Raw genomic sequence first — 26,081 nt, forward strand, 5'->3', positions numbered from 1 at the left:
CTCTTTTACCAGTTTATCCCCGGACAATTTCTTACTATCCCAAAAATTAAAAATAATATAATAAGCATTAAATATATTATATTCTCTGCTTTGGAAATTTTCCTTGAACCTGTTTTTATATATCTAAAAAAATACACAAAAAGAAGGGACGCTATAACCGGCAAAGTCACAAGCAGAAGTCTGTTGGCTTCAAATGCGCTTTTGAAATCCAATTTCATAAGTGAAATAAACATTCTGGAAACACCGCAGCCGGGACACTTAAAGCCTGTAAAATAATGAACCGGACAGGGGATTCCAAATCCCAGCCATCCGGTGATAAGTCCGTAGAGGACGCCTGCCGCAGCCAAAACGGCAAACGCCCTCAATACTTTATTTCTTCTTTCTTTCATTACTCTCTGAACTCTGCATACTTGTTAAGCTCGTTCTGAGCAATTGCAAGTGGAACTATGTAGGTTGTAAAGATAGACAAAATAAGATAGAGTGCGCCGAGGCTTGACTCTGCATAAGGGTCGCCCATCATTCTCTTAATTCTTGAAATCTTATTTCCCAGAGAATAAGCCCATACAAATCCGTAAATACCGCAGGTAACGATTGTGAGAAGCACAACCATTCCGCCTGACATATCGTTTTCTCCCAGGGAATTATTTACGTCCTCGTTTACGCAGTACATCCAGTAAAATCCGAAAATTCCGCAGGTCACTATAGAAAGCAAAATATACATGATAATGCTTCTGTTCTGAATAGGCAAACGTCCGTTAGGGCGGTTTGGATAGCCGCCGTTTGGATAACCATTATATCCGTTATTCTGATAACCTCCGTTTGGCGGTGTATATCCGTTATTAGGCGGTGTGTAGCCGTTTCCCGGATTACCGTTGTAGTTTTGGTTGTAATTTGGATTGTAATTTGGATTTTGGTTAGGATTATAATTTTGATTATAATTCTGACCGTTTGTATTCTGCTGATTATTATTGTTAATCGGCTCTCCTGTCATAGGGTCGAAATTGTTCATACTCACTTCTCCTTTACGTTGTTTATTGTCTACAACATTAAGGATATATTATCATAATTAACAATATCCGTCAACATGTTTTTAAAAACTTTAAAAAATATAATAATTTTATAAAAAATACAGACGCCGAAAGGACGTCTGTATCGTATAGAAATATTTTACAATCAGCTTGAATAAGAATAGTTTGGAGCTTCCTTAGTGATCTGAATGTCGTGAGGATGGCTCTCTTTAAGACCTGCGCCTGTAATTCTGATGAACTTTGCCTTCTGGTGAAGCTCTTCGATTGTAGCACAGCCTGTGTAACCCATACCTGCTCTAAGTCCGCCGAGCATCTGATAAATTGTATCTGAAAGCGGGCCCTTGTAAGGAACACGTCCTTCAACGCCTTCCGGAACAAGCTTTTTGTTGTTGCTCTGGAAGTATCTGTCTGAGCTGCCCTTACCCATAGCGCCAAGGCTTCCCATACCACGGTAAACCTTGAACTGTCTGCCCTGATAGATTTCTGTATCTCCCGGGCTTTCCTCACATCCTGCAACAAGTGAGCCGACCATAACAACACTGCCGCCTGCTGCCAAAGCCTTAACGATATCGCCGCTGTACTTAACACCGCCGTCAGCGATAACCGGAATACCGTGCTTTGAAGCTGCATTTGCTGCGTCGAAAATAGCTGTAATCTGAGGAACACCGATACCTGCAACAACACGTGTTGTACAGATAGAACCAGGGCCGATACCAACCTTTACGCAGTCTGCGCCTGCGGCGATAAGAGCTTCTGTAGCCTCAGCTGTTGCGACGTTACCGGCGATGAGCTGTACGTTTGGATAAGCAGCCTTAACCTTTGCAACTGACTTTATAATGTTGCTGTTGTGACCATGTGCAGAGTCCAAAACAAGAACGTCAACACCTGCTTTAACAAGAGCGTCAACTCTCTCCAATACGTCTGGAGTTGCACCGATAGCTGCACCGCAGAGAAGTCTGCCGTTTTCATCTCTTGCGGAGTTTGGATACTGAACTGATTTTTCAATATCCTTGATTGTGATAAGACCCTTAAGTTCTCCTCTTTCGTTTACGATAGGGAGCTTTTCAATCTTATGCTTTCTGAGGATTTCCTGAGCCTGAAGCAAAGTTGTGCCTACAGGAGCAGTAACAAGCTGTTCCTTAGTCATAACACTTGCGATTGTCTGGCTGTAGTCCTGCTCTGTCATAAAGCGGAGGTCTCTGTTTGTAAGAATACCAACGAGCTTGCCGTTTTCGCAGATTGGCACACCGGAAATCTTATATTTTGCCATAAGGTTATTGGCCTCGTTAACTGTGTTATAAGGAGCAAGATAGAAGGGATTTACGATGACGCCGTTTTCACTTCTCTTAACTCTGTCAACCTGGTCTGCCTGCTGTTCAATGCTCATATTCTTATGGATAATACCGATACCGCCTTCACGGGCAATGGCGATAGCCATTCTTGTTTCGGTAACTGTGTCCATAGCCGCTGTCATAAGCGGAGTGTTCAGCTTGATTTTCTTTGTGAGATGAGTGGAAACATCGACCATTTTAGGTTCAACGTCGGATTCACCGGGAATCAGCAGAACATCGTCAAATGTTAATCCTTCTTTAATAAACTTTTCTTCGTAACTTGCGTTTATCAAATTTCTTCCCCCTTTTGAAATATTTAAATATTATTTTACCAAAACCATCATTGAATATCAATAGTTTTTTTCAATTACAAAAAAATTCAGTATATTCAATAAAACAAATAAAAATGCAATAAACCCATTAAGATAAATTGCATTTTTACGCTTTAAATCAATTATTATTTTTGCTCTGCTTATAGCGATAGAGAATGTTTTCTGACCACTCTCTATCGATTTTTAAAAAGCCTTTAAGCTTTCTGTCCTTTGCGGCAAACTCCTCTGTGATTTTCATGGACTTTCCGTAGATTTCAAGGCGCACGCTCTGAATATACGGCTCTCTGTCCTCGCCCACAAAGAAAGTAAATCCCATTGTGTTTGACTCTCTGTCATACATGGAAAGATATCCGTCCTCAACCTTTTCCAAGTCAAATTTCTTGGCAACAGCATTGCTTATGGCAAGCTTTGTAATCTCAACCGCCATATCGTCAAGACCACATTCAAAGATATATATTTTCTCCAAAAAGCTGTTGAAATCCGGAACAATGCGCTTTCTCACATTGTCAACGCCGCCGTCAAAGTCCTTTTCAATATCCTTATCGGCAATCTGAAATCTGTCAACATCGGGAATAAGGTAAACCATAAACTTATTTCTCGGGTCATTGTAAAGCACCGGATAAAAAAGCTTTCCGGTATATCCGCAGGCAGAACATTTAAAGGAAAAAAGTCTGCCGGAGAGCAGTTCTCTTCTCATGTTTAAATCCTCAGCGGCGTTTATACTTGTTGAAAGCTTTACCTCTGTGGTTTTACCGCATTTAAGACATACAACTTTCTTGATTTCCGTTTTTGGCATTAAAAACACTCCCCTTTACAACATTATACCAACAGCTTTGAAATTCATCAAGCAATTTTTTAAATTATTATTGATTTTAACAGAATTTTCTGCCATAATAGTATTATTGGGAACGAAAGTTATTGCCCAATCGTTATTATTTTTTAAAAACAATGCACGAAAGCAAATTTACATACAGGAGGAACATACAATGAGTATTATTGACAATGTAAAATCAGGTGTATCAAACGCTGTGGAAACTTTGTCCGACACAGCTCAGGCTTTGGTTGAAAAGAACCGAGTTCACGCACAGAAAAACCGTATCAAGGCGGTAATCCAGTGTGAAAACCGTGTTATCGACAAGGCTTTCATCGAGCTTGGCAAGTATTACATGAAGAATCTTCGTGACCCGGAAAATGAAAAAAACGAAGAGCTTTGCCATACAATAGAAGAATCCATAGAGAAAATCAAGCTGGCTAAAGAGCGTTACGACAAGCTCACCGCCTATGAAGAAAGCATCTGCGTATGCCCATGCTGCGGCGACAATGCTTCCTATGAAGAAGCCGAAGATGATTCCGACGATATCGAGGACATCACTCTTGCCTGCTCCAACGAGGACGACTACGATGTAAATCCTTTTGACGAAGCGGCAGTCGCCCGTGCAGAAAAGCTTAAAGCTGTTCTCAAGGACGAAGCAGAAAAGGAAGCCGCCGAAAAAGAAGCTGAGGATTTAATTCTCGAGGACGCAGAAGAGGCAGCAACCGCCGAGCCTGAGCCAACAATAACAAGAGACTTATCCCCCGACGACGAAGAAACCGCCGACGACCTCTCCTTTTAACTCTTTTATTTCCACCGTGCCAAGGCTTTCGTAGGAGGTTAACGACAGCACACGGTGGGCGAGACCTTTTCCTTAATCTTGGGAATGGTTCGCTCTCGGTTAGGTTTATATTTACCAACTTTACAGCAAAGGTTATTTTAGGAAATTAACGTCGTTACAGGTCGGGCGAGACCTTTATTTTATTTCCGACCTGCATAGGTTTAATCTAATCTTTATGTACTGCACAGGTCGGACGAGACGTTTTTCTTAATCTTTGGAGTGGTTCGCTCTCATTTAGGTTTTATTTTTAAATTATAAATTTACCGCCATGGTTATTTTCAGCCATGGCGGTTTTTTCTTTTATGTAATTATTTTATGTTGCAAAAAATTTCCCCACAGCATAAGGCTATGGGGATTTTCAATATCTCAATCATCACAAAGGGAAATTATCTCAAGATTTTTTTGCTTTGCGTATTTTACCGTATACGCCGTTCCGCCTGTTTCTTTTGTCAGGTAGCAAATACACACACTGCTCCTGTCCACCATATATCTGTTTCTTTTGAACATACATCCACGGTCATATTTTTCTGAGGTATAAACCACCTCATCGGCTTTATTTTTTATATCTTCATATTTCATTTTATCAAGAAATCTCCAGCCGTTAGTCTGACTTAAACAGGGCAATGCAAGTATCAGTTTTACATCCGGATAAATTTTTCTCAGTTTTAAAACCTTTTCCGCCGCAAGTGTATCAAAACCCAAAGCTCCGCCGGCTACAAAGTTTTTATACCCCTTATTTACAAGCAAATTTAAAACATCCTCAAGCCTTTTAGAAATTACCTCTTTCTCCCCGCTCGGTATAGTCCTGTGACCGGTAAAGCATACTGTGGTTGATTTCATATGACACCTCCTTTATTTTGTTAATTATATTTTATCACGTTTTGTTAATAAAAGTCTACAACACACGCTTAATTTTATCGTTATTTGTGGATATAATTTAACAATATAAGAAAGAGGTGAGATGATGTCAGAAAACGAACTATTTCTAACAGAAGTCGGTAAAAGAATAATGGAACGCAGAAAAAAATTAGGTTTAACACAAGAAGCTCTTGCAGAAAAAGGAGAAGTTACAACACAGTTTGTTTCCTATGCAGAAGCCGGAAAAAGAGCCATGCGACCTGAAAATCTTTTAAAAATATCCTCCGCTTTAGGAGTAAGTACAGATTATCTTCTAACAGGAGATATTGTAGATAAAGACCTTTTGATACTTTCTGATAAAATGAGAAATCTTACACCATCTCAACTTCGCATTATTGAAAATATAATTGATGAATGTGTATCATTATTCGATACAGATAAAAACATATAAATAACAATAAACAGTATGGGCGGATATTTTAATCCGCCCATACTGTTTGATTGTTACATAAGATTAAATATAAAAACAACCGTGGCTCAAAATTAAAAGAACCACGGTTGTTGTTTTTTATTATTTAAAAATTAACCCAAATGCGAGCGAGCCATTCTAAGTCGCTTAACAAAACGTCTCGCCCGCCTTGAAATGACATTTATTTCTCAGCCAAACCTTTGCAAGGCGGAAACAAAAATCTCGCCCGACGTGTGCTGTCGTTAACTTCCTACGAAAGCCTTGGCACGGCGGAACCAAAAAAAATCATTTTTTCTTGAAGCCGTCTTTAAGGGATACGCTGCGGTTGAATACAAGGTGTCCGGGCTTGGAGTCTTTGTTGTCTACACAGAAGTAACCGAGACGCATGAACTGGAAGCTCATTGGAGCTTCTACATTTTCAACTGACTTTTCGATTTTGCAGTTGTTGATTACTTTCAGTGAGTTCTCGCTGAGGTAGTCAAGGAAGTTCTTGTCCCCTGTGTCCGGGTCAGGAACTGTGAAAAGGCTGTCGTAAAGTCTTACTTCTGCCTCGGCGCAGTTGTTGGCGTCTACCCAGTGGATTGTACCACGTACTTTTCTGCCGTCAGGTGTGTTGCCGCCTCTTGTTGCCGGGTCGTACTCGGCGTAAACCTCAACAACCTTGTTATTCTCGTCCTTCTTGCAGCCTGTGCATCTTACAATGTAGGTTGATTTAAGACGAACTTCGTTGCCCGGGTACAGTCTCTGATAGCCTTTGATTGGCTCTTCCATAAAGTCCTCGGCTTCGATATAGCATTCACGGGAGAATGTTATTGTTCTCTCGCCGTCCTCAGGGCGGTTAGGGTTGTTTTCAACCTGGAATTCCTCGGTCATGCCCTCCGGATAGTTTGTGATAACAAGCTTTACAGGGTTGATAACAGCCATAACACGGCGTGCGCTTTCGTTTAAGTCCTCACGGAGGCAGTGCTCCAAAAAGCTGTATTCAACAATGGAATTAACCTTTGAAACGCCTATTCTGTCGCAGAAATTGCGGATTGACTTAGGTGTATAACCTCTTCTTCTAAGTCCGCAGAGTGTTGGCATTCTCGGGTCGTCCCAGCCGCTTACATAGTTCTGCTCAACAAGAGTTCTGAGCTTTCTCTTGCTCATTACTGTGTTGTTGATACCAAGTCTTGCAAACTCAATCTGACGTGGCTTTGACGGAACAGATGTGTTATTTACAACCCAGTCATAGAGAGGTCTGTGGTCCTCAAATTCAAGGGAGCAAAGGCTGTGGGTGATACCCTCCATTGCGTCCTCGATTGGGTGAGCAAAGTCGTACATAGGATATATGCACCACTTGTCCCCTGTTCTGTGGTGCTTCAAACGGTTAATTCTGTAGATAACCGGGTCACGCATGTTGAAGTTACCGGAAGCCAAGTCAATTTTAGCACGGAGTGTCATTTTTCCGTCCTCAAACTCGCCGTTCTTCATTCTTTCAAAGAGGTCGAGGCTTTCCTCAATAGGTCTGTCACGGTATGGTGACTTTGCAGGTGTGGAAAGGTCGCCACGGTTCTCTCTCATCTGCTCAGGTGTAAGCTCGCACACATATGCAAGGCCCTTCTTTATAAGCTCAACGGCATAGTTGTACATGTCGTCGAAATACTCGGAAGCATAGTAAAATCTGTCTTCCCAGTCGAAACCCAGCCAGTGAATATCTTCCTTTATGGCGTCAACATACTCTACATCCTCTTTTGTAGGGTTTGTGTCGTCCATTCTCAGGTTGCAGATACCCTTGTACTTTTCCGCTGTACCAAAGTCAATGCAGATAGCCTTTGCGTGGCCTATATGGAGATAACCGTTAGGCTCAGGAGGGAAACGTGTGTGAACCTTTTTTCCCTCACATCTGCCGCCCTCGGCGATTTCCTCTTCAATAATATCGTGAATAAAGTTGCCCGCCATTACCGGCTCTTCGGCAACTGGTTTTTTATTTTCCGGCATAATCTTTCCTCCGTCCCTCATTATTCAAACTTTGCAAGTCCGGCTTCCATTCTCTTCAATGACTCTTCTCTGCCCAAAATGTCGAGAATTTCCACTGCGCCGCCCGGTGTTACTGTTTTTCCGGCAACTGAAATTCTTGCCGGCCACATAACTGTTCCGTTCTTAACTCCAAGCTCTGTTGCAAGGGAGATAAGAGCGTCGTGGATAGCTTCCTGAGTCCAGCTTTCAAGGGAAGAAAGCTTATCGTATACTGCCTTGAGCATAACAGGAGCATTTTCCATATTTGTTTTGCTCTTCTTATTTACAAACATAGAAACGTCGTACTCAGGAATCTCCTTGAAGAAATCAACCATTTCCGGAATCTGTGTAAACTTTGTAACACGCTGATGCAAAATTGCGCTGAGCTTCTCCCATGGCATTTCCTTATCACCGAAAAACTCCTTGTAATAAGGCATACAATGCTCTGTGAACTCCTCAAGGGACATCCTTCTGATGTACTCGCCGTTGAACCATGTAAGCTTGTCATAGTCGAATACTGACGGTGACTTGCTTATTCTGTCTGCTGAGAAAACCTGCTCAAGCTCTTTAAGGGAGAAAATCTCCTGATTATCAGCAGGACACCAACCCAAAAGTGCTATATAGTTTATGATGGCCTCAGGGAGATAGCCCTCTTTCAGCAAATCCTCAAAGCCTGTTGCGCCGTGTCTTTTTGAAAGCTTGGAAACAGAGCCGTCCTCATTTTTACCCATAATCAGCGGAAGATGCACGTAAGTCGGAACCTCCCAGCCGAATGCTTCATAGAGGAGATTATATTTAGGAGCGGAGCTTAAATACTCGCAGCCTCTTACAACGTGTGTAATACCCATTGTATGGTCGTCGATAACATTGGCGAAATTATATGTCGGGTATCCGTCTGTCTTAATAAGAATCTGGTCCTGAAGCTCGCTGTTGTCAACTGTGATTTCGCCGAAAACTGCGTCAACAAAGGTTGTACTTCCCTCTGTAGGCATTTTCTGTCTTATAACATAAGGAACGCCCTCGGCAAGAAGTCTGTCGATTTCCTCCTGAGGCAAATCACGGCAGTGTCTATCGTAGCCGCCGCCCACGTTCTCGTTCTGGATTTTCTCAAGTCTTTCCTTGGAGCAGAAGCATCTATAAGCCTTGCCCTCCTCGATAAGCTTCATAGCGTAAGGAAGATACATATCCTTTCTTTCGCTCTGAACATAAGGGCCGTAATCGCCGCCGATATCCGGACCCTCATCGTGCTTTAAGCCTGCAATCTTCAATGTATTATATATAACGTCAACTGCGCCCTCAACAAGTCTTTCTCTATCTGTATCCTCAATTCTCAATACAAAAGAACCGCCCTGAGATTTAGCGATAAGATACTCATACAATGCAGTTCTGAGATTTCCAACATGCATAAATCCTGTTGGGCTTGGGGCATATCTTGTCCTAACCTTCATCATTGTCGCACCTTTCTTTTATTTTTATATCCGACCTACATAGGTTATTCTGGGAAATAAACTTCGTTTCAGGTCGGGCGAGACCTTTTTCTTATTCTTTGGAATAGCTCGCTCTCATTCAACTTATTTTTTATATCCGACATGCAAAGGTTTTATTTTTTAATTAACAACATCACATGTCGGGCTAAACCTTTTCTCTATTCTTTGGAATGGCTCGCTCTTATTTAACTTTTATTTTCTTTATTCTGGATACTGTGGGCGCACAGATATGTGCGCCCATAATCTTTTAATTATTAAAGGTCTTTTCCGCAGCACTTCTTGTACTTCTTGCCGCTTCCGCATGGGCATGGGTCGTTTCTGCCAACCTTCTTGCCCTTAACAACTGTCTTTCTTGAAGTGTCTGTGCCGTCGCCGGAGGTTGCAGTGGGCTTTGCCACCTGCTCTCTCTTTAAAGATGCCTGAACCGCCGCCGGAACTGTAACAGGCTTAGGCTGTTGCTGATTGATAACCACCTGATGAGCCGCTGCGGCTTTCTTTGCTGCCTCTTCTCTGAGTCTTGCAAGCTCTGCCTGCTTCTCCATAATCTTTACATAACGCTTTGGAGCTACCAGCATTGCTCTTGAGGTATCCTCTCTTATCATGGCAATCATTTCATCGAACATGTCGAAGCCCTCGAGACGGTATTCAACAACCGGGTCACGCTGACCGTAAGCTCTAAGTCTGATACCCTGCTTGAGCTGTTCCATGTTGTCGATGTGGTCCATCCAGTGAACGTCAACGCTCTTCAAGAGGTAAACTCTCTCCATCTCTCTGATAACCTCAGCAGGAAGCATTGCTTCATTTTCCTTATAGATAGCCATTGCGTCCTCGGTTATCATTTCTGTGAGCTTTTCAGGCTTCAAGTCCTCAAGCTGTTCCTCTGTAAAGGTGTACTTTTCCTCGTCTGTGATTACCCAGCCTCTGAAGAAGTCCTTAAGACCTGCAAGGTTCCAGTCCTCCCAGTGGCTGTCCTTGTGAACATATCTGGAAACAGCGTCGGAAATAGTTTCCTCTATCATCTTTATAATTGTATCGTGGAGATCCTCTCCGTCGAGAACCTGATTTCTCTGTCCGTAGATTATCTCACGCTGTTTATTCATAACATCGTCGTACTGCAATACGTTCTTTCTTATTGCAAAGTTACGGCTTTCAACCTTTTCCTGTGAGCTTTCGATAATTCCTGAAAGCATCTTGTTTTCGATAGGTGTATTCTCGTCAACATTGAGACGCTGCATCATGGCTTTCATTCTGTCGCCGCCGAACAAACGCATAAGGTCGTCCTCGGTGCTGAGATAGAAACGGCTGGTACCGGGGTCGCCCTGACGTCCTGAACGTCCACGGAGCTGGTTATCAATACGTCTTGACTCGTGACGTTCTGTACCCATGATATAAAGTCCGCCGGCTGCTCTTACCTTTTCAGCCTCTTCCTTTATCTCGTCCTTAAAGCTGTCGTAATATTCCTTATAAATTCTTCTTGCCTCAAGGATTTCCTCGTTATCTGTATCAGCAAAGCCTGTTGCCTCGGCAATAAGCTCTTCCGGAATGTTCTGCTTTCTCATTTTGGCTTTAGCCATGTACTCAGCATTACCGCCCAGCATAATATCGGTACCACGTCCTGCCATGTTGGTGGCGATTGTAACTGCACCGAACTTACCTGCCTGAGCAACAATCTCAGCTTCACGGTCGTGCTGTTTTGCGTTGAGCACGTTATGTTCAATTCCTCTGCGCTTGAGCATCTTGCTGAGGATTTCTGATTTCTCAATGGAAATTGTACCAACCAGGACAGGCTGTCCCTTTTCGTGGCACTTGATTATATCTTCAATAACATTGTTGAACTTTCCTGTTTCGGTACGGAAAACAAGGTCAGGCAAATCCTTTCTTGCCAAAGGCTTGTTTGTTGGTATCTCCACAACGTCCAGCATGTAGATTTCACGGAACTCGGCTTCCTCTGTTGCCGCTGTACCGGTCATACCGGAAAGCTTTTTGTAAAGACGGAAGAAGTTCTGGAATGTGATTGTGGCAAGGGTTTTGCTTTCGCTTTCAATCTTAACTCCCTCTTTTGCCTCAATAGCCTGATGAAGTCCCTCGTTGTATCTTCTTCCGTACATAAGACGTCCGGTAAATTCGTCAACGATTATAACCTCGCCGTCCTTAACAACGTAGTCGATATCCCTTTTCATAATTCCACGGGCCTTTATAGCCTGGTTTATGTGGTGCTGGATTGTAAGGTTTTCAGGGTCTGTAAGGTTTTCAATCTGGAAATATTCCTCCGCTTTCTTAACACCAAGCTGGGTAAGTGTTGCGGTCTTTGCCTTTTCGTCAACTATAAAGTCGATTTTGTTTTCCTTATAATAATCCTCCATGTCCTCTTTAGCGTCTATCTCTGTAAACTTGTGACATGTAAGGGTCTGAGCGAATTTATCTGCTCTTTCGTAAAGGTCGCTGGACTTGTCGCCTTTACCGGAAATAATGAGAGGTGTTCTGGCTTCATCGATGAGGATTGAGTCAACCTCGTCCACGATAGCGAACACATGCTCTCTCTGAACCTTTTTCTCCTTGTAAACAACCATGTTGTCACGGAGGTAGTCAAAGCCCAATTCGTTGTTTGTACCGTAGGTGATGTCCGCATCATAAGCGGCTTTTCTCTTATCGTTATCCAGGTCGTGAACTATAAGACCAACGGTAAGTCCCAAAAATCTGTAAAGCTTGCCCATCCATTCGGAGTCACGGCGTGCAAGGTAATCGTTGACGGTTACTATATGTACGCCTCTTCCGGTAAGACCGTTAAGGTATGCAGGAAGTGTAGCCACAAGTGTTTTACCTTCACCGGTTTTCATTTCCGCAATTCTTCCCTGGTGAAGAACAATACCACCGATAATCTGTACAGGGAAGTGCTTCATTCCAAGCACACGCCAGGAAGCCTCACGGCAAACGGCAAAAGCCTCAGGCAGAATATCGTCCAAAGACTCGCCCTTTTCAAATCTTTCTCTAAACAAAGGTGTCTGGGCCTTTAATTCTTTATCGGTCATCGCCGCATACTTATCCTCCAAGGCAAGAACCTTGTCGCAGATGGGCTGAATTCTTTTAAGCTCCTTTTTACTGTAATTGCCGAACAATGTTTTAAGAAGACTCATAAACTGTTCATCCTTTCATCTATCCCGAGGGATTTCTTTCTATTAAGACCTGCTGTTTTCATTTTTAATAGGAAAAACAACAGCATTTTTTTCGTTACATGAATCTGTGACTGTCATTTTAAACGTGCAAAAACCTCTGTCTGAAAATAGGCATACTACACATTATAAATAATCTTTAATATTATATCATGTAACTATGAAAAAATAAACCCTTTTTTGAAAGTGCCGGCAGATTTATAAATTGATTTTCACACAATAAGAAAAATAAAACTCTCAAATATTACCTTAATTTACTTTTTTACGTTCAAAAAACACAAATTCCGCTATAAATAACCGCCTTATTTTTACTTTGTGATAAGAACTGAAAAAATAATTGAAAAGAAATTGTATTTTATTTTTTATGTGCTATAATATATCCTAAGCTTTCACATGTGTATTTTTGAAGGCTTATTTTCAAATAAAAAAATTTTGTTCGGGAGATGATTTTTTGAGCGATATAGGAAAGATTTCTGTTATGAAAAAAATCAGAAATATTTCAACTATGAAAAAGATACTCTTGGGCTATTGTGTTATAATCCTTTTGGGAACTTTGCTTTTGATGCTTCCCATATCTTCAAAGGAAAGGATATTCACATCCCCTGTAGATTCACTTTTTACCGCAACCTCAGCCACCTGTGTTACCGGACTTATAAGGTTTGATACATATCAATACTGGTCCATGTTCGGACAGATTGTTATTTTGGCGCTGATACAGATAGGCGGTATAGGATTTATGACCTTGGCAATTTCTCTTATTACCCTTACTAAGCGAAAAATCGGCTTATCCCAGCGTGTTCTCATGCAGGAATCCGTTGCGATGCCTCAGCTTGGAGGAATAGTCAAGATCACAAAGTTCATCTTTATGGGCTCTATGCTTATTGAAGCAATCGGAGCGTTTCTGCTGTCCTTTTACTTTATACCACAGCTCGGAATCGGTATGGGTATTTTTTACTCAATATTCCATTCCATTTCCGCATTCTGCAACGCAGGTTTTGACCTTATGGGATACAGACAGGCTTTCTCTTCCCTTACAAGCGTACAGGCAGACTGGTATTTTAATCTGATTATCATGCTTCTTATTATAGTGGGCGGTCTCGGATTTTTTGTTTGGAACGATATTATTACAAACAAGGGACGCTTTAAATATTTAAGGCTTCACAGTAAAATTGTTCTCACCTTTACCGCATTTCTCATAATCTCCGGTGCTTTGATTATTTTCCTCTGCGAGATTAAGGGAACTGAGTTTCAGGGCAAGTCAATAAGTGAAAAGATTTTAAATTCCCTGTTCCAGTCTGTAACCGCCAGAACCGCAGGATTTAACACGGTAAACCTTGCAAATCTCACCCATGCCAGCCAGCTTTTGATAATCTGTCTTATGATTGTGGGCGGTTCCCCGGGTTCTACCGCCGGCGGTATTAAAACAACCACATTTGTGGTTTTTCTTTTAAGTATTATTTCCACATTTAAAAGAAAGAAGTCAATCGAATGTTTCAGAAGAAGAATTGACGACGATGTAGCAAAAAGAGCTTTCACTGTTGTGGCAATGTACCTTGTGCTTTCCGTAGCAGCAACAATGGCGGTTTCAGCCATTGAAGGTGTTACACTTAACGCCGCCATGTTTGAATGTGTTTCGGCAATTGCTACCGTAGGACTTACCTTGGGAATAACCCCGGGACTTTCCGTTGTTTCGGAAATAATTCTTGTTCTTCTTATGATATTCGGAAGAGTTGGTTCTCTCACAATTCTTTTCGCATTCTCAGCGGAACATCTTTCACCGCTTTCAAGACTTCCACAGGAAAAAATTCAAATCGGCTGATTTAGAATAAATTTTACCACTTAGATAAACATAAAAGAAAACAGATCTTTTACGGAGGAAACAAAAATGAAAAGCGTTCTTATTATTGGTCTTGGCAGATTCGGAATATTCATGTCAAAAAAGCTCATCGAAGAGGGCAACGAGGTTCTTGCCATTGACAAAGACGAAGTGCGTGCCGAAAGCTCTCTTAAATACGTTCGCAACGTGGAGATAGGCGACTGCACAAACGAGGAGTTTATTCGTTCTCTTGGAGTTGCAAACTTTGACATCTGCGTTGTGGCAATCGGCGACAACTTCCCAAGTGCTTTGGAAATCACAGTTCTTTTGAAGGATTTCGGAGCAAAATTCGTAATCGCCAGAGCCGATACAGAGGTTCACAAAAAGCTCCTTTTGAGAAACGGCGCAGACTATGTAATCTATGCCGAAAAGGAAACAGCAGAGCGTCTTGCCATGAAATTCGGCGCAAAGAATGTTTTTGACTACATTGAGCTTACACCTGAGTATGCAATATACGAAATATCCGTTCCAACACCTTGGGTAGGAAAGAGTATTATAGAAAAATCAATACGTTCAAAATACAATATAAGCATTTTGGCAACAAAGGTGGGCGACGTTATAAGCCCTCTCCCAAGTCCTGACCACGTTTTCAGACGTGACGAAACACTTATAATAATGGGACACAGCACAGACGTTGCTCCGCTTTTAAAATAATATAATTCTTTATAACAAAAACCGTGGTTCATTGAAAACCACGGTTTTTCTGTTTAATTATTTATTTAAAAACATTTTTTCTGCGTTTTCTTTGGTTATGTCCAGAAGCTTCTGGGTGGGCAGGCCTCTCAGCTCGGCGATTTTTTTTGCACAGTAGATAATCATTGAACTGTCGCATCTTTTGCCACGGAAAGGCACAGGAGCCATGTAGGGAGCGTCTGTTTCCAGCATAAGGCGGTCAAGGGGAATTTCGCTTGCTACGTTTACACTGTGTTTGGCGTTTTTAAAAGTTACAACTCCGCCCAGGCTGATACTCATGCCCAGCTTTACAACCTCACGCATCATTTCAACGCTTCCGGAAAAGCAATGCAGAATTCCTTTAGGCTTGTATTTTCTGAGCATTTCCAGTGTGTCGCCGTGAGCCTCTCTGTCGTGGACAATAACAGGAATGTCCAGCTCTTTTGCCAGAATAAGCTGTTCTTCAAAAACCTTTTTCTGCTTATCCTTTGGAATATCCCAGTAATAGTCAAGTCCTATTTCGCCAAGAGCCACACACTTTTTGTGGGAAAGATATGGCTTTATTCTTTCGAGATAATCCTCAGGCAGGTTTTCAAGATTTTCCGGATGAAAGCCTGCTGCAAAATAAAAATAGTCCACCTTTTCACTGTAGTTTTTTATTGTTTCAGCGGTTTCCAAATCAACGGCGGCGTTTATAACATTGCAAACGCCCTTTTGCGGCAAAGTCTGAAAAAGACTTTCCCTGTCCTCGTCAAACCATTCATCATAATAATGAGCGTGGACGTCAAATATATTGTGAAAATTAGGTTCCATAGCTTTTTAACCTCTCTTTTTTTATTTCCGCCTTGCAAAGGTTTGACTAAGAAATAAACATCGTTTCAAGGCGGGCGAAACCTTTCCTTTTTTATTTGGAATGGCTCGCTCTCGGTTAGGGTTGATTATTTTTATTGTTTAAAAATAGGGGCGGATTTTATCCGCCCGCTATCTGTTTATTGTTTAATTAAAAATTCTGCTTCTGCGTTAACATTTTTATAATTGTGGAATCGGTTCATCTGTTAATTAAATTCAGCTTTATAAACTGACCTATTTTTAACAGAAACCCTACTGCTACCGGGCGGATATGTTAATCCGCCCCTACGTGAAGTGATAAAATAACTCCACTCAGAGAATAGGAACTCTCACCACTAAAAAGAAGTTTTACCCGCCGCATGCACAACGGCAACCTCCAGTTTAAACCCTTCCAAGGCGGAATTAAAATAGACGGAATCAAAACAAATCCTATCTGCGAGAATAGGAATTTCTACCGCCAAAAGGAAGTTTTACCCGCCGCATGCACAACGGTAACCTCCAGTTTAAACCCTTCCAAGGCGGAGCTAAAAAATCAACTGATTTTGGAGCCGGGGGTCATGTCGTCTACGAAGATTACTTTTACTTCTTCGCCGCAGGTTGCAGCAAGAATCATGCCGCAGCTTTCAACTCCGCAGAGCTTTGCAGGCTTCAGGTTTGAAACGAGAACTACTCTGTGTCCGATAAGGTCTTCCGGCTTGTAGAACTTTGCAATTCCGCTGGCTACAGTTCTTTCACCTGCACCGTCGTCAAGGGTGAGCTTCAAAAGCTTTTTGGCTTTCTTTACAGGCTCGCAGGCTTTGATTTCTGCAACACGCAAATCAACCTTGCAGAAGTCCTCTATGCCTATCTGTGCGATACCCTCAAGCTCTGCTTTCTTTTCTTCTCTGTCGGATTTTGGGTCGGCTTTCTTTGCAGCCTCTTCCTGCTTCTCGGCAATTTCCTTGAGCATCTTTTCAGTGTCAATTCTTGAGAAGAGAGGAACAGGAGTTCCAACCTTGCCGCCAACCTTTGTGCCGCCGAAAGTTTTAAGGCTTTCGTAATCGGTTACGTCGCAGTTGAGCTGTTCAAAAATCTTCTTTGAGGTGTCCGGCATAAACGGAGCCAAAAGCACTGCGGTAAAGCGAATACCCTCCAAAAGATTGTAAAGTACAGTTCCAAGACGGCCTTTCTTCTCCGGGTCTTTTGCAAGAACCCAAGGTGCTGTTTCGTCGATGTACTTGTTGCAGCGGCGTGCAAGATTGAAGAGAGCGTCAAGAGCGTCGCTCATTCTGTATTGCTTGATATAGTTGTCTATTGTTTCAACTGTTGTGAGAGCTGTATTTATCAGGTCGTCGTCCACAGGCTCTTTAACATCGCCCGGGAGAATTTCGCCGTCGAAATACTTGTTGCTCATGGCGATAGTTCTGTTTACCAGGTTGCCCAAAGTGTTGGCAAGGTCTGAATTGTATCTTTCGATAATTGTTTCATAGGTTATTGAACCGTCGCTTGTATATGGCATTTCAGACAGGAGATAGTATCTAACTGCGTCAACACCAAGGAGATTGATAAGGTCGTCAGCATAGATAACATTTCCACGGGATTTGCTCATCTTGTCTGTTCCGAACAAAAGCCATGGATGACCAAATACCTGCTTAGGCAAAGGCTCGCCCAAAGCCATAAGCATAATAGGCCAGTAAATTGTGTGGAATCTCAAAATGTCCTTACCGATAATGTGAACGTCGGCAGGCCAGTATTTTTTATAAAGATCTGAGCTTCCGTCCGGGTCGTAACCCAAAGCGGTGATGTAGTTTGAAAGGGCGTCAATCCAAACATAGATAACATGCTTGTCGTCAAAGTCAACGGGAACACCCCATTTGAAACTGGTTCTTGAAACGCAGAGGTCCTGAAGTCCCGGCTTTATAAAGTTATTGAGCATCTCTTTCTTTCTGCTCTCAGGGAAAATAAAGTCAGGGTTGTTTTCGATAAGCTCTTCAAGCTGCTTCTGATATTTTGACATTCTCAGGAAGTAAGCCTCTTCCTTTGCCTTTTTAACCTCTCTGCCGCAGTCAGGGCATTTTCCGTCTACAAGCTGAGCCTCTGTCCAGAAGCTCTCGCAAGGTGTGCAGTAAAGACCCTCGTACTCGCTCTTGTAAATGTCGCCCTGTTCGTAAAGCTTTTTAAATATTTTCTGTACCACTTTTTCGTGATAATCGTCTGTAGTTCTGATAAACTTGTCGTAGGATACGTTGAGCATATCGCAGATTTCACGAATCTGACCTGCAACCTTGTCCACATACTCCTTTGGAGAAACACCTGCGGCGGCTGCGTACTCCTCTATTTTTTGACCGTGTTCGTCAGTACCGGTAAGGAAAAACACGTCGTATCCCTGCATTCGCTTGTACCTCGCAATAGCGTCTGTCAATACAATTTCGTAGCTGTTGCCGATGTGGGGCTTGCGGGATGTGTAAGCGATAGCGGTCGTAATGTAATACGGTGTTTTCTGACACATGTTGAACACTCCTCTTTCTTTGTAAATTTAGTGCGCTTAACGGCTTTCATATTATTATACCAATAAACCGGTTGAAATGCAATTTATTTCCATAGAAAAATAGCAATGCAAAAGACATTTTTCAGTATATTTTTATAAAGAATAAAAATAATAAAAAATTTTTAAAAAAGTGTTGACAAATGCTTTGCTAATTGATATAATAGAATACGCTGAAACGATGAAGCGCACGAAAGTGCTTCATATATATCGCGGAGTGGAGCAGCTCGGTAGCTCGTCGGGCTCATAACCCGAAGGTCGTAGGTTCAAATCCTGCCTCCGCAACCATAATGATTGACTCATAAGTCTACCAAGACTTGTGAGTCAATTCTCTTTTATAGCCCTGTTTTAGGATCAAAATACGCATATAGCAGTAAAAAAACGGTCGATGACTGGTGGATCAGCGCCAGAAATCAGCCGTTTTTTCTTTTGCAGGAGCGGAAATCACGCTCAATGTGTTAGCAACAAAAGGTGCGCGGGGAGAGGATTTGTGAAAATTTTCTGCATCCCCTTTACAATTAATAATGTTTGTGCTATTCTATAGGCAACATTAATAATTGTATGGAGGTTTGCATATGAAGTTGATAATTCAACCGTATAACGACAAACTGGGGAAACTGCTTATCGATGATTTGAATTCAGGAAAGTACAGCAATTTTGCCTTTTCGGTGGCTTATGCAAAAATAAGTGGTGTAGATGCACTATACGACCCACTCTCGGCGTTTCGTACTGCTGGAGGCACCGTTTATGCCACAATAGGAATTGATCAGAAAAACACTTCCTTTGAAGCATTACGCGCAGTACTAGGCTTGACCGAGGACTTGTTTATTTTCCATAATCGCAATTTATCATCTACTTTTCACCCCAAGGTCTATGTTTTAGCTGGTGAGAAGCATGGTAAGGTTTATGTGGGTTCAAACAACTTGACAGGCGGTGGTTTGTATTCGAACTATGAAATTGCAAGTTGTGAGGATTTTGATCTGAGCATACCTGAGCAGGCTGAGAGCTTTGCGAACATGGTTCGTTCCTTGGGAGTATTCCGTCAGGAGGGCCCGTGCTGCAAAAAGGCAACGGAAGAGTTGATTAAACAATTATACGATTCTCATTTGGTGTGCACCGAAAGCGAGATCCGTGTCACAAATAAAAAAGTGACTTCTACAAAAACAACTACTGGCACTTCAGAAGGAACCTCTGTGTTTGGTGCTGAGCCAATCACTGGCAGAGCAAGAAAGCACGATTTTAGTCATCTTGCTCCTGAGACAGAGATTCGTGAAGAATATAGAAACGTGGTTCTTGCAGCAGACAATAGTACAACCGTACCGCCGGTTACGGTTACTGACAGTGGACCCGCCAAAAGTTTCTATAAACACCTGAGCAAAAACGATGTGGATCTGAAATCTTCCCCCGGACAAATTATTATCCCTATCGCGTACAAATCTTTCTTCGAACCGTTAAGTGAGCCGCAAAGGACCCCTAAAGGAGCGATGCAGTCTGAGCGTTATTTTAGTCTGAAGTATGAAAACAGTGGAGAGACTGTAGAGAATGCACGTGTTGTTTTCTACGTTCCTTCTCCTCTTCATCCCAGAAAAAATAGCGAGGTGCGCTTTGCCTTGCGAAACAGAGAAATCTTTGGAACATTCGAACAAGGGGATGTGCTGATTTTCACACAAGTACCGCAAAGCGGCCATGAACAATATCTTTACACTGTAAAGAGGGTCCCTCGCGATAGTGCCGAAGCAACCTCTTATCCTGAACGTTTTGCGTGGATTGTTGAATAAAATCAAAAACGGTGGCATTGCAATAGCAGTGCCGCCGTTTTCAATACAATAGTTATTTTTGAAAAATCATGATGTGGGATTTTTTCTCTGCAGTTTTTAGGTTTGGAGTAAATGCACGAGTGTACTTTCTTTGATCGAAAGAAAATACTTCCTTTGTTGTGAAACCGATATGGTGCGCAATTTGATTGTACACATCATCCATATGGATCAGCTCGTTTTTATAAATAGAATCACCGATAACAACGCAGAAATACCCCTGTTTCTTCAATTTGCAATACACCTGCTCAACAACTTGGGATATGCTTTCAATATAGGCATCTACACCACGCCCGTTATCACAATGCTTGTTACGCGAACCAATTTCTTTTTCTTGTGCTTCATAATGGTTGTAACCAAGCCAGAACATGCGTAACTTATGGTAAAGGTAGTAGTCAAAAGAATTCATATACGGTGGAGAAGTGATTGCACATGCAACGGAATTGTCTTGAATAAAATCAACAAAGCGAGAGTCCTGTGTTTTTACAGTAACATTGCCTAATGAATATTGTTCTAGCTGTTTCATTCGGTGAAGCATATCCAAGACTTTTTTCTTAAATTCCGCAAGAGCAAATCCATCCGGAAGGTTTTTATCCTTAGCTCTCCACCTTGTATCACTTTCTTGATTAGAGGCCTTAACAATTATAGCCGAAAAAGCGGTCCGCAAAAAATCAGCAGTGTAAATATCTTCAATGGAATCGATCAGATTGCGGATATAACCAAGTTCTTTTTGCATGTTGAACTGAAACCAGTGATCTCGGTTGAGAAAATCAGGAATCATGATAACACTATCATCTGCGCTGTCAAACATATCCAGCTTAGAAAGAACATCGTCTATCAGAGAACACTGTTCTTTAGATAGGAGGGTACATTTTGTTCTTGAGATAAGTGTAGCGATGGGGTTAGAGTCTGTTCCTATGGCATTATGTCCACGAATCGCTGCTTCCAGGAGCGTGGTTCCAGATCCACAAAAAGGATCCATTACAATGCTGTTAGCAGGAATACATAGGTAATCGATCAACGAACCTGGAATCTGCGGAATGTATTTAGCAGGATACGGGTGAATATTGTGCGTTAACGCTTGCTTCTCGCGCGTGGTAATAGCATCCAAATCGATGTAATAGCGTTTTTCGTCCATAACTACCTCATCTTTTTAAATACCAGCATATATGAATGGCCAATATTCAAATAATAGTTTCTTGAAGGATAACCCAAGCAGACAAGCGGACGGAAGTTTGTTTGATCGTAGATTCTAATATCCCATAAAGTGTATCCAGCATCCTCAGCACATCGGATAACGTCTCCGTGGAAATTGATGTAAGGTACTTTCCGTTTTAAATCTCGAAAATCTTTGACAATCCAAACAGCGTAAGTGTTGGGTTTCTGAACTACAAAACACTTTTCCATGATGCTGGCTATTGCTTGGATTCCTTCGTTGTATTCCATATTCCCGATATCATGATCATTTGAAGAATATGGAGCAGGATTTTTGATTGGATCAATTGCAGAATGCTCACGCCACTTGTACGCAAAGTCACCTTTAATTGTTTTTAAAAGATTGGCGTACGGAGGACTGGTAAGAATAAAATCAACGGAACCTTCAGGGATGTGCGACAGCATGTTATCTGCATCATCTTCAAAAATTTCTGCACAGATACCGTTCTCTGAAAGTTCATCACGACACATTTGAGCAAATCTAGGATTAAGCTCAATACCGAGACTAGTTCTTCCCAATTCGTGTGCAGCCAGCATCGTAGTACCTACACCCATAAAGGGATCAAGAACAACATCTCCTGCCTTTGTGTAAATTTCAATTTGGTGGCGGGCCAAAGATCTAGGGAAGCAGGCACCATGCTCCTTCTGATTAGGAGTTCTTGTATCGGGATAGGTTTCAATACTTTTACTATGCTTGGCCCATTCTGTTCCGGTCAGATCGTTCAGTTGATTGGTGCGAGTATCTTTTCTTTTTCCAAAGCACTCTCTGCATAGCAGTTTTTTATAGCGCTCCGTTGTGATTGCGGCATCGGTTTCTGCGCCACATTTACAGCAGACGAATTTCATTTTCTGTTGAGCCATATCTATACTCCTTAATCAAAAGGAAATTTACACATATATGCTGTTCTGTCGTGCCTGTGCATGAACATCGACGCCTGTTTTGTTTAACTTACTTTCGCAAATAAGTCAAGAGCTTTGCGAAATGTTTTCTGTGGTATTCTATAAACAATACGACAGCTGCAATAGCAGCATGCATATAATACACTAATTAAATATTATATACCAAGAAACGCAAATTTTCAAGTATTTCTGAGAAAACGCTCCCCAAATCCTGCGAAGATCAACTTGTTACTTAATTGCTAACAATGCGTCTTGCCGCTGGATATCGGCGTAGAAAGCTGGTATTGTGTGTCCCTGCCAAAGGAGGTGGCGACATGCGAAATATCATAGAGGAACTATACTACGGCAATATCACTCCGTGCGATCGGGACATCGTTAAAGGCGGCACATATTCGCATCTACTGCACTTAGTGACGCGCAACGAGGATGACCTGATGCAAACGTTGACTCAGGCGCAGCAGGAGACGTTTGAAAAGTTTAAGGACTGCGCATCGGAGCTCAATGATGCCAATGAGCTAACAGCTTTCTCCATCGGCTTCAAGCTCGGTATGCGTCTGGCGCTGGAGGCCATGATCAGCACCAGCGACATCACAGATCCCAAAATGTACTAAAACACTAGCTCAACACACCGGAAAAGGTGTGTTTGAGTTTTAAGAGTCACAAAATTGCGACACCAAATTAAATTTTCGGGAAACCTCTTGACAGAACATTCGTTCGATAATATAATTATGATCAGAGCAGGACACTTTGTTACTGCTCTACGAACAACAGAATATTGAAGCCGAATGTGCCGACGATATGGTCGCCTTGAGCATAATTCCATCTTCAGGTCACACATCGGAGCGCTTTGTAAAAGCTAAACGACGAGATTGGCAACCGGATTAACCGGAAGATAAGACCTTTCTCAGGTCACTAGCAGCGGTGATTAGTAATAGCCACCGACAGAGCAGTTCTATTCCAAACGGGATAGGACTGCTTTGTCGGTGGCTTTTTTTGTTGCTAAAGCACGGAATTTTTTTGAAAAACATTTTCAAAGTGCTCATTAGGTGAGCAGTTTGTTTTTTACCATATAGCCAACAAAAGACGAAAGGAGGTGCGGAACATGCAGAGTGCGTTAGATCGCAGGCAATCAATTCTGGAAGCAATCAGCGATCGACGTTTTGAAACGCTGGAAAATCTGGCAGCAGAATTTGGCGTATCAAAAGCGACGATTCGTCGTGACATCGAAATACTCGGCTGTTCCGCACCTATCTACACTGTGCGCGGTAACGGAGGTGGAATCCGAGCTATGGATGGCTGGTATGTCGGTCGTCGCTATCTTACCAACACACAGGAGACGGCTTTGAGAGATATTTTGCCGGTGCTGTCGCCAGAACAGCAAAAGGAAATACAAAGCATCCTCTTGTCTTTTGCAAAACCCGCCGACTACAGGAAATGGCCATAATTTTTTTAGTCTCAAATGGTAATAACCTGTTGTTTGCAGAAAGGAGGATCCAATGAGGAAAAACAAAGATATCCGCATTGCGGCGATGGAGCGCGGCGTGTATTTCTGGCAAATCGCATCATGGTTGTGCATCACACCGGAAAGCTTTTCGCGACTCATGCGCAAAGAGCTGGATGAGAAAGACAAAAAGAAAGTTTTCTGGGCGATCGATGCTGCGGCCAGAGAGCAAGAGCGACTTCGCAGAAGCCATGAGTAAGCCCCCACATTACACCGAAAGGAGGTGAAACAAAATGAAAGAATTTACCATCTATACCGCAAACTGCACCGACAACGCAAAGAATTGCATCTACCCCACCGAGGTGGCGGTGAAGGATATTGCTTCGCTGGAGCGGGCAATGCAGCGCGATCACGTGTGCGCTATGTACCGTGACCATAAACGCAGCGCGGCAAGCTTTGAATGGTCGGACTGCATCCCCATGGATTGCGACAACGATCACAGCGAGGATCCCGCGCAGTGGAAACATCCTGAGGATGTGGTGGCAGCATTTCCCAACGTAACATTCGCGGTTTGTTACAGCCGCAATCATATGAAGGAAAAGAAGGGCAAGACCGCAAGACCACGATTCCATTGCTACTTTCCAATCAACAGAGTCTGCGATGGAGAAACCTATGCGGCTATGAAACAGCGCGTCTATAAAAAATTTCCTTTCTTCGACGACAATGCGCTGGACATCGCTCGCTTCTGCTTCGGCACCGAGCAGCCAGAAGTCATGTTCTTCGCAGGTGACAAAACGGTGGATCAGATGTTACCCACAGCGATCACAGCAGGTAGCCGCAACGCGACACTGTCACAGAAAGCAGGAAAACTCATCAAGCGATATGGTGATACGGCCGAAGCGGAACGATTGTTCAAGATAGAAGCAGAACGATGTGTGCCGCCTCTGTCAGACGACGAGCTGGCAAGCATCTGGAGCAGTGCCAAGAAGTTCGGTGAACGAATTGCCGACAGCGAGGACTATATTCCGCCGGAACTGTTTAGGGCTCCGCTCGAAAAGCTGAAACAGCTCCACCCGGAAGATAACAAGCGATATCCATGGACGGAGCTGGGCGCAGGAAAGCTGTTCGCTGACTATTACAGAGACGTTGCGCGATACGTGCAGCAGCGCAAAAATTGGTATTGCTACTCCGATGGCGTGTGGAGCGTGGATTTAGGTGGCCTCTGTGCAATGGAGTATTGCATGGCACTGGCAAATGACCTTATGCGGTACTGCCTCACCATTCAAGACGAGCGCATCCGGCAGGAGTATATGAAGTTCTGCAGTCGTTGGCAGACGCGGAAAATGCGAGAAACCGTGTTGAAGGACGCACGCGGAGTTCATAAAACTCAAATGGAGGATTTCGACAGAGACCCGTATGCATTCAACTGTGCGAACGGCACCCTGCATCTGGGTACCATGGAATTCACAGAACATCGCGCTGAGGACATGCTGACAAAGAAGTCCAACGTGATTTATGACCCAAAAGCGCGATGTGAACGATTCGAACAGTTCATCGCAGAAATCACTTGTGATGATCAGGAGAAGGCGAAGTTCCTGCAAAAGGTGTTGGGATATGGAATCAGCGGCGATACCCGATACGAATGTCTCTACATCTTCTATGAAGCTACCACTCGCAACGGCAAAGGTACACTGTGTGAAAGCGTACTCAAAGTTCTGGGCAGCTACGGCTGCACCGTCAGAGCCGAGACTATCGGTGTAAAGCGAAACAGCAACAGCCAGATGCCCAGTGAAGATGTAGCTCGTCTTGCAGGTGTGAGATTTGCAAACATCGCTGAGCCGGGACGCGGGCTGCTGTTGGATGCAGCACTGGTTAAGAGCATGACTGGCAATGATACTCTCAACGCCAGATTCCTGCATGAAAACAGCTTTGATTTCAAGCCGCAATTCAAGTTGTACATCAACACCAATTACCGGCCTTCCATCAATGATCTGACTTTGTTCAATAGCGATCGCGTGGTAGTTGTTCCCTTTGAGCGTCACTTCGAAGAATCCGAGCAGGACAAAAATCTGAAAGCCTTGTTTGCAAAGCCGGCAAGCCAGAGCGCCATCCTGAATTGGTTGGTAGAGGGATATCAGCTCATCCAGAAAGAAGGATTGCGAATCCCCAAATCCGTAAGATCGGCCATTGCAGAATACCGCAAGGACAGCGACAAAATCATGCGATTTGTGGAGGACTGTTTAGAAAAAGCGGAAAACGCTGAGGTAAGGACAGCGGATGTGTACCGAGTGTACCGTGAGTGGTGTGCCGAGGACGGTTGTTATGCTGAGAACAGAATGAAGTTTAACCAAGGATTGCGAAGCTTTGCACAGATCGAACGTAAGCGTCCTGCGGGTGGCGGTGCACAAACCACAATGTTGCTTGGGTATCGGCTAACTGGAGCATCGTTCGCACATCCGCTATAA

The 26,081-nt window shown here is 42.9% G+C and carries 21 protein-coding genes and 1 tRNA gene; 10 read left to right on the top strand and 12 right to left on the bottom strand.

Going from position 1 to position 26,081, the window contains the following annotated elements; all coding sequences use genetic code 11:
- Window positions 1–5 precede the first annotated feature (5 nt).
- The 4 genes from CGICJO_RS01895 to CGICJO_RS01910 form a co-directional block, all read right to left on the bottom strand.
- Window positions 6–389: a DUF2752 domain-containing protein gene (locus CGICJO_RS01895; protein WP_486499428.1), complete on the bottom strand. Its 384-nt coding sequence runs from the start codon at window positions 387–389 to the stop codon at window positions 6–8.
- Window positions 389–1,009, bottom strand: a complete 621-nt coding sequence (locus tag CGICJO_RS01900) for a DUF4234 domain-containing protein (RefSeq protein ID WP_242968382.1) — start codon at window positions 1,007–1,009, stop codon at window positions 389–391. Before CGICJO_RS01900 ends, CGICJO_RS01895 begins: the two co-directional genes overlap by 1 nt.
- A gap of 164 nt (window positions 1,010–1,173) precedes the next feature.
- Entirely contained in the window at window positions 1,174–2,652 is a 1,479-nt protein-coding gene (gene guaB, locus CGICJO_RS01905; RefSeq protein ID WP_486499429.1) for an IMP dehydrogenase, read from the bottom strand.
- A 157-nt stretch (window positions 2,653–2,809) separates the two neighbouring features.
- Window positions 2,810–3,487 (bottom strand): CpXC domain-containing protein, encoded by a 678-nt coding sequence (locus tag CGICJO_RS01910; RefSeq protein ID WP_486499430.1) that lies wholly within the window; start codon window positions 3,485–3,487, stop codon window positions 2,810–2,812.
- A gap of 190 nt (window positions 3,488–3,677) precedes the next feature.
- Between CGICJO_RS01910 and CGICJO_RS01915 the strand changes: the two genes are divergently transcribed.
- On the top strand, window positions 3,678–4,304 hold the full coding sequence (locus CGICJO_RS01915; RefSeq protein WP_486499431.1) for a hypothetical protein: 627 nt from the start codon (window positions 3,678–3,680) through the stop codon (window positions 4,302–4,304).
- Between the two features lie 405 nt (window positions 4,305–4,709).
- Here CGICJO_RS01915 and CGICJO_RS01920 read toward each other — a convergent pair whose 3' ends face one another.
- Window positions 4,710–5,183 carry an SLOG family protein gene (locus tag CGICJO_RS01920; protein WP_486499432.1) on the bottom strand — a complete coding sequence of 158 codons (474 nt, stop codon included), beginning with the start codon at window positions 5,181–5,183 and terminating at the stop codon, window positions 4,710–4,712.
- A 124-nt stretch (window positions 5,184–5,307) separates the two neighbouring features.
- Between CGICJO_RS01920 and CGICJO_RS01925 the strand changes: the two genes are divergently transcribed.
- The gene (locus CGICJO_RS01925; protein ID WP_486499433.1) at window positions 5,308–5,652 is read left to right on the top strand and encodes a helix-turn-helix domain-containing protein; all 345 of its coding nucleotides are present in this window, start codon (window positions 5,308–5,310) and stop codon (window positions 5,650–5,652) included.
- Window positions 5,653–5,955: 303 nt separating this feature from the next.
- Here CGICJO_RS01925 and CGICJO_RS01930 read toward each other — a convergent pair whose 3' ends face one another.
- The 3 genes from CGICJO_RS01930 to secA form a co-directional block, all read right to left on the bottom strand.
- A complete protein-coding gene (locus tag CGICJO_RS01930) occupies window positions 5,956–7,650 on the bottom strand; it encodes a glutamine--tRNA ligase/YqeY domain fusion protein (RefSeq protein WP_486499434.1) in 1,695 nt (564 codons plus the stop codon).
- A gap of 20 nt (window positions 7,651–7,670) precedes the next feature.
- Window positions 7,671–9,119: a glutamate--tRNA ligase gene (gltX, locus tag CGICJO_RS01935; protein WP_486499435.1), complete on the bottom strand. Its 1,449-nt coding sequence runs from the start codon at window positions 9,117–9,119 to the stop codon at window positions 7,671–7,673.
- Between the two features lie 290 nt (window positions 9,120–9,409).
- Window positions 9,410–12,289, bottom strand: coding sequence for a preprotein translocase subunit SecA (gene secA, locus CGICJO_RS01940; protein WP_486499436.1), 2,880 nt, complete (start codon window positions 12,287–12,289; stop codon window positions 9,410–9,412).
- 487 nt (window positions 12,290–12,776) lie between these two features.
- Between secA and CGICJO_RS01945 the strand changes: the two genes are divergently transcribed.
- Together CGICJO_RS01945 and CGICJO_RS01950 are read left to right on the top strand one after the other, a co-directional pair.
- The gene (locus tag CGICJO_RS01945; RefSeq protein ID WP_486499437.1) at window positions 12,777–14,144 is read left to right on the top strand and encodes a TrkH family potassium uptake protein; all 1,368 of its coding nucleotides are present in this window, start codon (window positions 12,777–12,779) and stop codon (window positions 14,142–14,144) included.
- 66 nt (window positions 14,145–14,210) lie between these two features.
- Window positions 14,211–14,855: a potassium channel family protein gene (locus tag CGICJO_RS01950; protein ID WP_486499438.1), complete on the top strand. Its 645-nt coding sequence runs from the start codon at window positions 14,211–14,213 to the stop codon at window positions 14,853–14,855.
- A gap of 57 nt (window positions 14,856–14,912) precedes the next feature.
- On the opposite strand, the gene CGICJO_RS01955 is transcribed toward CGICJO_RS01950, so the two are convergent.
- On the bottom strand, window positions 14,913–15,686 hold the full coding sequence (locus tag CGICJO_RS01955) for a TatD family hydrolase (protein WP_486499439.1): 774 nt from the start codon (window positions 15,684–15,686) through the stop codon (window positions 14,913–14,915).
- A 568-nt stretch (window positions 15,687–16,254) separates the two neighbouring features.
- Window positions 16,255–18,210 (bottom strand): methionine--tRNA ligase, encoded by a 1,956-nt coding sequence (gene metG / locus CGICJO_RS01960; protein WP_486499440.1) that lies wholly within the window; start codon window positions 18,208–18,210, stop codon window positions 16,255–16,257.
- A gap of 247 nt (window positions 18,211–18,457) precedes the next feature.
- On the opposite strand from metG, the gene CGICJO_RS01965 reads away from it, so the two are divergent.
- Together CGICJO_RS01965 and CGICJO_RS01970 are read left to right on the top strand one after the other, a co-directional pair.
- Window positions 18,458–18,534: transfer RNA gene (locus CGICJO_RS01965), tRNA-Met, on the top strand.
- Window positions 18,535–18,821: 287 nt separating this feature from the next.
- Window positions 18,822–20,024, top strand: a complete 1,203-nt coding sequence (locus CGICJO_RS01970; protein ID WP_486499441.1) for a hypothetical protein — start codon at window positions 18,822–18,824, stop codon at window positions 20,022–20,024.
- A 52-nt stretch (window positions 20,025–20,076) separates the two neighbouring features.
- On the opposite strand, the gene CGICJO_RS01975 is transcribed toward CGICJO_RS01970, so the two are convergent.
- Both CGICJO_RS01975 and CGICJO_RS01980 read right to left on the bottom strand, forming a co-directional pair.
- A complete protein-coding gene (locus tag CGICJO_RS01975) occupies window positions 20,077–21,198 on the bottom strand; it encodes a DNA methyltransferase (RefSeq protein WP_486499442.1) in 1,122 nt (373 codons plus the stop codon).
- Window positions 21,199–21,200: 2 nt separating this feature from the next.
- The gene (locus tag CGICJO_RS01980) at window positions 21,201–22,136 is read right to left on the bottom strand and encodes a DNA methyltransferase (protein WP_486499443.1); all 936 of its coding nucleotides are present in this window, start codon (window positions 22,134–22,136) and stop codon (window positions 21,201–21,203) included.
- 353 nt (window positions 22,137–22,489) lie between these two features.
- On the opposite strand from CGICJO_RS01980, the gene CGICJO_RS01985 reads away from it, so the two are divergent.
- The 4 genes from CGICJO_RS01985 (at window position 22,490) to CGICJO_RS02000 (ending at window position 26,081) form a co-directional block, all read left to right on the top strand.
- On the top strand, window positions 22,490–22,786 hold the full coding sequence (locus CGICJO_RS01985; RefSeq protein WP_486499444.1) for a DUF6809 family protein: 297 nt from the start codon (window positions 22,490–22,492) through the stop codon (window positions 22,784–22,786).
- 491 nt (window positions 22,787–23,277) lie between these two features.
- Window positions 23,278–23,619 carry a helix-turn-helix transcriptional regulator gene (locus tag CGICJO_RS01990; RefSeq protein ID WP_486499445.1) on the top strand — a complete coding sequence of 114 codons (342 nt, stop codon included), beginning with the start codon at window positions 23,278–23,280 and terminating at the stop codon, window positions 23,617–23,619.
- A gap of 52 nt (window positions 23,620–23,671) precedes the next feature.
- Complete coding sequence (locus CGICJO_RS01995; protein ID WP_486499446.1) at window positions 23,672–23,875, top strand: hypothetical protein; 204 nt, start codon at window positions 23,672–23,674, stop codon at window positions 23,873–23,875.
- Window positions 23,876–23,909: 34 nt separating this feature from the next.
- The gene (locus CGICJO_RS02000) at window positions 23,910–26,081 is read left to right on the top strand and encodes a phage/plasmid primase, P4 family (protein ID WP_486499447.1); all 2,172 of its coding nucleotides are present in this window, start codon (window positions 23,910–23,912) and stop codon (window positions 26,079–26,081) included.

The sequence above is a fragment of the Candidatus Limousia pullorum genome, from assembly GCF_057405065.1.

Bases quoted from the DNA above. Each gene is read 5' to 3' on its own strand.
- CGICJO_RS01895 (WP_486499428.1), bottom strand. From the start codon at position 389: ATGAAAGAAAGAAGAAATAAAGTATTGAGGGCGTTTGCCGTTTTGGCT.
- CGICJO_RS01900 (WP_242968382.1), bottom strand. From the start codon at position 1,009: ATGAACAATTTCGACCCTATGACAGGAGAGCCGATTAACAATAATAAT.
- CGICJO_RS01910 (WP_486499430.1), bottom strand. From the start codon at position 3,487: ATGCCAAAAACGGAAATCAAGAAAGTTGTATGTCTTAAATGCGGTAAA.
- CGICJO_RS01915 (WP_486499431.1), top strand. From the start codon at position 3,678: ATGAGTATTATTGACAATGTAAAATCAGGTGTATCAAACGCTGTGGAA.
- CGICJO_RS01920 (WP_486499432.1), bottom strand. From the start codon at position 5,183: ATGAAATCAACCACAGTATGCTTTACCGGTCACAGGACTATACCGAGC.
- CGICJO_RS01925 (WP_486499433.1), top strand. From the start codon at position 5,308: ATGTCAGAAAACGAACTATTTCTAACAGAAGTCGGTAAAAGAATAATG.
- CGICJO_RS01930 (WP_486499434.1), bottom strand. From the start codon at position 7,650: ATGCCGGAAAATAAAAAACCAGTTGCCGAAGAGCCGGTAATGGCGGGC.
- gltX (WP_486499435.1), bottom strand. From the start codon at position 9,119: ATGATGAAGGTTAGGACAAGATATGCCCCAAGCCCAACAGGATTTATG.
- secA (WP_486499436.1), bottom strand. From the start codon at position 12,289: ATGAGTCTTCTTAAAACATTGTTCGGCAATTACAGTAAAAAGGAGCTT.
- CGICJO_RS01950 (WP_486499438.1), top strand. From the start codon at position 14,211: ATGAAAAGCGTTCTTATTATTGGTCTTGGCAGATTCGGAATATTCATG.
- CGICJO_RS01955 (WP_486499439.1), bottom strand. From the start codon at position 15,686: ATGGAACCTAATTTTCACAATATATTTGACGTCCACGCTCATTATTAT.
- metG (WP_486499440.1), bottom strand. From the start codon at position 18,210: ATGTGTCAGAAAACACCGTATTACATTACGACCGCTATCGCTTACACA.
- CGICJO_RS01970 (WP_486499441.1), top strand. From the start codon at position 18,822: ATGAAGTTGATAATTCAACCGTATAACGACAAACTGGGGAAACTGCTT.
- CGICJO_RS01975 (WP_486499442.1), bottom strand. From the start codon at position 21,198: ATGGACGAAAAACGCTATTACATCGATTTGGATGCTATTACCACGCGC.
- CGICJO_RS01980 (WP_486499443.1), bottom strand. From the start codon at position 22,136: ATGGCTCAACAGAAAATGAAATTCGTCTGCTGTAAATGTGGCGCAGAA.
- CGICJO_RS01985 (WP_486499444.1), top strand. From the start codon at position 22,490: ATGCGAAATATCATAGAGGAACTATACTACGGCAATATCACTCCGTGC.
- CGICJO_RS01990 (WP_486499445.1), top strand. From the start codon at position 23,278: ATGCAGAGTGCGTTAGATCGCAGGCAATCAATTCTGGAAGCAATCAGC.
- CGICJO_RS01995 (WP_486499446.1), top strand. From the start codon at position 23,672: ATGAGGAAAAACAAAGATATCCGCATTGCGGCGATGGAGCGCGGCGTG.
- CGICJO_RS02000 (WP_486499447.1), top strand. From the start codon at position 23,910: ATGAAAGAATTTACCATCTATACCGCAAACTGCACCGACAACGCAAAG.